Origin of the sequence: Methylobacterium oxalidis (genome assembly GCF_007992195.1) — a bacterium.
Classification (GTDB): domain Bacteria; phylum Pseudomonadota; class Alphaproteobacteria; order Rhizobiales; family Beijerinckiaceae; genus Methylobacterium; species Methylobacterium oxalidis.
Genome location: NZ_BJZU01000201.1, coordinates 1 through 5,400, shown reverse-complemented (window position 1 = coordinate 5,400; position 5,400 = coordinate 1). Strand labels below are relative to the sequence as shown.

Sequence of the window (5,400 nt, the reverse complement as noted above, 5' to 3'; positions counted from 1 at the left end):
CCCTAGGATCGAGCAGGCTAAATGAGCAGCCGCACCGAAGTGCCTCGATGCAGCGTTTCATCGGGCGAGTTCAAGATCCTCAGCGATCACCAGCGATGATGCCAGCCATGATGGTGCCAGCCACCCCAGTGCCGGTGAAAGCCTGCACGGTGGTAACCCCAGTCGCGTTGCCACCGCGGCCCGTAGAAGCCAGCTCGATGCCAATGAGGCCGATAGAAGCCGACGCGCCGATATCCCCACGGTCGATGCCAGCGCGGGCCATAGAAATGGGCTCGATGCCAGCCCCATGGACGGTGCCAGCGTGGTCCATAGTAGACCGGGCGGTATATGACGGGCGCAAAGAACGGCAACCGGTAGAAGTTGGGACGACAGAAGCCGTAGAAGTTGCGGTGATAGCCGGGGCCGCATCCGTCGCGTGCCTCAGCAACAGATCCCGTGCCAGTCAGTGTGCCAAGCGCGAGAGCAGCGGCTCCTGCAGTTTTCCAGCGCATAGCGTACATCTCCACTCGATGACGTTGGCCGCTTAGCCATGGTAACAGTTAAATGAGCGACCGAACCCTGATGTTGCAGCATTACAAAAGTTTCACGGTTTTGCTTGTGCTAAGCATTATCGCGAAAGGGGATATGGGACAGCCAGCCATGCACAACTGCAGCTTAGTTTCATGCCGGCACTGCCCTGAGCGGGCGCATCATGAGATGGCTCGCGGAACAGAGCGCGATTGGGCGGATTTATCTATAACCGAGCTGTTCCCCGCTTGATCGCGAGGGGAGGTGCGTCCAATGCGGGCCGCCCAGCACGCAACGTTTCGGACGGTGGCCGCGCGGAAAGTCCTGCGCGTCGCATCTATCATCCTGCTCGACGTCTTGTTGGCCGCATTGTTCGTTGTGATAGTGTGGGGAAGTGGGAACTACCTTAAATCATTGTTCGACATGGCGAACTTAAATGTACATCGCCTGATCCGGCTCAGCCCTATGACACCGAGTATACTAGCATTGGCCAGCGGGGCCATCGTTCTGGCGCGCCCTACCCTGCCTGGCGGATCCTCGGTACGTCAGTGCACTCGCCGTCAGGCGAGCGACCGTGACACAATGAGGTCTGAGTGGAGCATTGTGTAGGAGAAGCGCCCGTGCGCACTCGAAATACTCTAATCCTGATAGCCCTCATTGCGCTCGCCGCTTGTAAGGACGACGCACCAAAGAAGGCTGATACCACGAACCCGCCACCTGCGAGCACAAACCCCGCGCCGGCACCTGCTCCGCCGGTCGCTCCCAATACGGCTCCGATCGTCCCTACCAATCCTGCGCCAGCCGCCCCTCCAGCATCGCGCTAGCCGCTGAGCTCGGGACCACCGTGCTGCGCCCGCGCGCACTGGTGGGGCAGATCGCTCCAGTGCGGCTGCTGTCGCGGAGATCTGCTCGCCGCTGCGAGAGGGCCTCTGTCTTTGCGGGCGCGCTCTTCGAAGGAGTCGTCTCCTGAGCGAAAGCCACCCCAACGACAGTGAGAGTAAGCGAGGCCAGAAAGGCCAGGAGTGTTGAAGCACGCATAGACGCCTCCAAGTCGTCGCGCGGTTCACAGATCGAACAGCTTTGAAGTGTCGGAGGTTCAGCCGGTGCGACCTCGTGTGCGCCGGTGCTTCGCGGCTGCACACCTGCGATCGTCAGTGCCGCGGTGCAGATCACAGGCTTTGAGGCTGGCGCAGATCAGGCACGTAAGAACGACGGGTCTTCTTCGACGCAGCATCGGCTAGCATCCCTTTGCTAAGGAAGAACAAGGGCCGTCGGGATGGAAGCCCACACGTACGACCTTGAAGCGCGCATTGTCGCGATCGAGTACGCGCTGCAAGTCATCGTCAACTGCCTGTCAGATCGCGATGCGCTCGACAGGGAGAAGCTTATCAGGCTGTTGGGTGGTGCGGCTGAGGAAGCCAAAACCACCGCAGCAATCCGAAGCGTCTCGACTGCACTGCAGGCCTTGGCCGAGCAACTGTGAAGCCGCCATCCGAAGCGCCAGGGGCCCTGCGTGCTTCCGGCCTGAGGTTTACTGCGAATAGCGTCGAGAATGCCGCTTGCTGCAAAGCCCCCCTGAAGTCCGGGGGCCGCGCATCCGGAGGTTTCGTATGAACGGACTTTCTGCAAAGCCCGCAGATTTCTGGGAGACCGTCGCCAGCTCCGTCACGTCCAAGGTCAAGCCCGTCCTGAGGCAGCCCAGACGTGCTCGCGATCCAGTGATCCAGTACCTGCGTGACCTCGAATCCGTGGCGCGCGCAGAGTGCCCGAGTCGTGAGACAGTTCAGGTGATCGCCTCCGGCCGCCGCTTACTCGGCGACCGTAGCGAGGTTGGCCCACCGGACAGCCCTTTCAGTCGCACCTAATCGCCCCTATCGAAAGGATCAGTGAACCGCGGCAGGAATGCATGCGGCACGGACCGCCGCGCGAAGTTACCCCGCGGAACATAGGGGCTACACCTGGTCTCAGATTCGCCAACCGGCGCTGGGCCGGATGAGAGTGGTGAACGCGAAGGAAAGGGCGTTTACGGCCTGTTTGGCTTCGTTCGAGTTGATTGCATAGGGCAGGCTCCCGCACACAACCTTCGCGCAGGCGGCGGACGTTGACATCGACGATCTCGGTCAGCGTTTGACAACCTGTCAACAGCTATGCCGGCCGCTCACTTGCGTTCAAGCCGTACGCCCTGCGGTAAGCTGAGGTTTAAGGATAAAGGCCGACGGCGTGACTGACTGTCGCGATGCACGCCTCAAGACGAGAGATGAGCGGGACATAGAAGAGCTGGAACACGGCGCGAGCCAAATCGTTTTAGATAAGCATAAATTCGAGAGGGCACGAAGATGTCTGCCCGCGGTGGATTTTCAGCTCTGCTATTCGCGCTTCTTTTCGCCTCCGCTTCCACGGCAGCTTGTGCACAAATGAGCCGCGGCCAACGAGCGACGTTCAAAAAATACTGTACGAATGACTACCTCACTCTATGCGGTGAGTTTGACGAAGGCTCGCCTAAGCTCAATGCTTGCTTCAAGCGCAACATGGCCAATCTAACGCCAGCCTGTCGCAGGGTTATCCGGAGCTATAACCGGGGCCACCATAGACGTTGAGCATCGCAAAATACTCGCTCAACGGAAGGTTCGGAGAATTTTCTCAGCCGAGGTACAGCGGGGCCGTTAGGCTTCAGGCCAGCCGGCGGCGCCCATCAGCGAAAACACAGGGGCGGCCCACGCTGCTCCACGAGGTCGTCAGGTCACACCACGACACATGAAATGTTGGCGGCTACAGGATTTACCGTTGTGCGCTGATCCTCCGGTAGTGCTCAGCGCCAGCGAGTGCTCGCAACCGTATCGCCCGCACCCGGTGATGCCGAACGTGCTGGAGCAGAGCCTCTGCGGTCTCAGCCCGCCCTTCTTGCCGATGTCGAGCGGCACCAGCTGCAAGCTCGTGTGCGATGGCCTCGGCGATGCAGGCAGCAGCGATGCGGTTGGGTGAGTTCCGGCTCATGACAGCCTCGTGCGTCAGCGACGGCCATGATCGTCTGCCTGATAGACTAAGGATCCATTAACCATAAGTTACGCATGGGTGCGGACTGGCGAGAGGCAGGAGCGACCACGGATATACCCGCGCCCCCTCCTTGAGCTGGAGCCACGAGGGCTGCGCGCCGGACGCCGGTGGATTTTCTTGAACCCCTCGGCCTCTCGGCAGGTGCCATTGGCTCATTCTTCAGCATCGGTATGCTGGTGGTGGTGCTCTGAAGCTCACTGCCAGCGAACTGGGCAGATCGCACCGCAAGTCGCATCCAGCCGCGCCGGCTTGCTTGGTCACTTATTTTCAGCATATGCTCAGGTGAGACCGGGCAATAGAAAGCCTTGATGCGCAAAGACTTCTGCAAAGTTGGCATTCAGCAAAAGACTCGCACTGTTTCTGTGCAGCAACCTGGTCGTTAGACTTTCGCAAGCCTGCAATCGGAGACGGCCACAAACTCCAACAGGCGATGTTGCGCAGCTTTAAGATTCGCGCAAGCGCGAATACGTCAGTCGAAACGGCAAAGTCCAAAGTCGGCCGTCGTTCATCTCTTATGCCCTACTCTTGATTCTTCTGGTGTCGGAACAGCAAGCCCAAGCAGCATCGCGATCTCAGAACCTGCATCGTCTGCCAACAGATCAGCCAGGGTGTAGCGATCGAGTACTGCCAAAAATGCGGCGAGAGCTTCGCCTAGCACACGGCGGAGCCGGCAAGGTGCCGTGATGGCGCAAGCCTGACCTGCAAAGCACTCCACCAAGGCGAGATCCTCCTCAGTCTGTCGTACGACAGCCCCCACCGTGATCTCCGACGGTGGCCGACCAAGTCGGATCCCACCCCCTCGCCCCCGCGTTGTGCGGATCAAGCCAAGCCGCCCGAGTTGATGCACAACCTTCACAAGGTGTGTCTCTGAGATGCCGTAGGCACGCGCGATCTCGGCGATTGAGCTTTGTTGCGGCTCATGGGATCCGACGTAGATCAGCGTGCGCAGAGCGTAGTCGGTGAAGCGGGTCAGGCGCATCGTGCCTCGCTTTCAGGCATATTGCATACCAGTGTTGCAAATCCTGCATTTGAGCGGTAAAAGGTTTATTGGCAATCTACCTTTGAGGGTCGCTAGCGCCAACCGCGTGCGTTCCTGACGCCATGTTCTGGTCCAGAGTTCCAAGCGGCCGCAGGCATGCCGCAACCAAGGCACCAAGCTCATAGCTGCGAGCTGGATTGGTTCTCACGGTGATCGACAAGGGCCTTCTCCATTTCTGAGGAGAGTTCCTCGATGTCCGGGGCTACCGCCCCACCAGGTCGAATTAGGCGCCTTCCCGACTATCGCCTGTTTCGGCGGCTTCTCATGACAGCGGCATGAGAGTGTTCACCTGGAGATTCTGAGCCTCAGCAAAAGGACAATCACGCGAGTTCAGCAGACATCCAGCACCGAAGGGAGCCACAGATGGGCACCATCGATCGCTTGAGACAGCCCAGCGCTGACAACGAAGTCCGCGAAAGGATGCGCAGCGAAATCCCGCCACCCTTGACCCGTGCGCACCGCGTGCTTGCCCAATTCCAGATGCTCGCTCCCGAAATGCGCTCGCGTCGTTGGGCAATCACCCTAGCTCGAACCGAGGGTGGGCTGTCATTCTATGGTGCGGGCGTGACGTTCTTCGTATTCGAAGACCTTTCCACCTTGTTCCTTCACGATGAAGGGCTCCGCTTTGGTGGTATGCAGAAGATGAATTTCTTCGAGCATCCCTATGGTGAGCGTGTTTATCTCTGAGTTTGCCTCGAAGGGTATGTCCAACGGAGTTTGTGGCCGTATCGTTTTCTGATCATTGCAGCCAGGGAGTGTTTCATGAGCAAGGCTCTCGAAGGCGTGAAGATCCTCGACTT

4 protein-coding genes are annotated in these 5,400 nt (G+C 59.3%); 2 read left to right on the top strand and 2 right to left on the bottom strand.

The window, feature by feature from the left end; translation table 11 throughout:
* Positions 1-86: 86 nt before the first annotated feature.
* Positions 87-491, bottom strand: coding sequence for a GCG_CRPN prefix-to-repeats domain-containing protein (locus tag MOX02_RS33080; RefSeq protein ID WP_147029285.1), 405 nt, complete (start codon positions 489-491; stop codon positions 87-89).
* Between the two features lie 1,292 nt (positions 492-1,783).
* Here MOX02_RS33080 and MOX02_RS29200 point away from each other — a divergent pair.
* Positions 1,784-1,990: a hypothetical protein gene (locus tag MOX02_RS29200; RefSeq protein WP_147029283.1), complete on the top strand. Its 207-nt coding sequence runs from the start codon at positions 1,784-1,786 to the stop codon at positions 1,988-1,990.
* Positions 1,991-4,066: 2,076 nt separating this feature from the next.
* Here MOX02_RS29200 and MOX02_RS29190 read toward each other — a convergent pair.
* Entirely contained in the window at positions 4,067-4,540 is a 474-nt protein-coding gene (locus MOX02_RS29190; RefSeq protein WP_147029281.1) for an Rrf2 family transcriptional regulator, read from the bottom strand.
* Positions 4,541-4,963: 423 nt separating this feature from the next.
* Here MOX02_RS29190 and MOX02_RS29185 point away from each other — a divergent pair, with 423 nt between their 5' ends.
* A complete protein-coding gene (locus MOX02_RS29185; protein WP_147029280.1) occupies positions 4,964-5,287 on the top strand; it encodes a hypothetical protein in 324 nt (107 codons plus the stop codon).
* Positions 5,288-5,400 lie beyond the last annotated feature (113 nt).

Excerpts from the sequence above, each read along its gene's own strand:
- MOX02_RS33080 (WP_147029285.1), bottom strand. The coding sequence starts at position 491 with ATGCGCTGGAAAACTGCAGGAGCCGCTGCTCTCGCGCTTGGCACACTG.
- MOX02_RS29200 (WP_147029283.1), top strand. The coding sequence starts at position 1,784 with ATGGAAGCCCACACGTACGACCTTGAAGCGCGCATTGTCGCGATCGAG.
- MOX02_RS29190 (WP_147029281.1), bottom strand. The coding sequence starts at position 4,540 with ATGCGCCTGACCCGCTTCACCGACTACGCTCTGCGCACGCTGATCTAC.
- MOX02_RS29185 (WP_147029280.1), top strand. The coding sequence starts at position 4,964 with ATGGGCACCATCGATCGCTTGAGACAGCCCAGCGCTGACAACGAAGTC.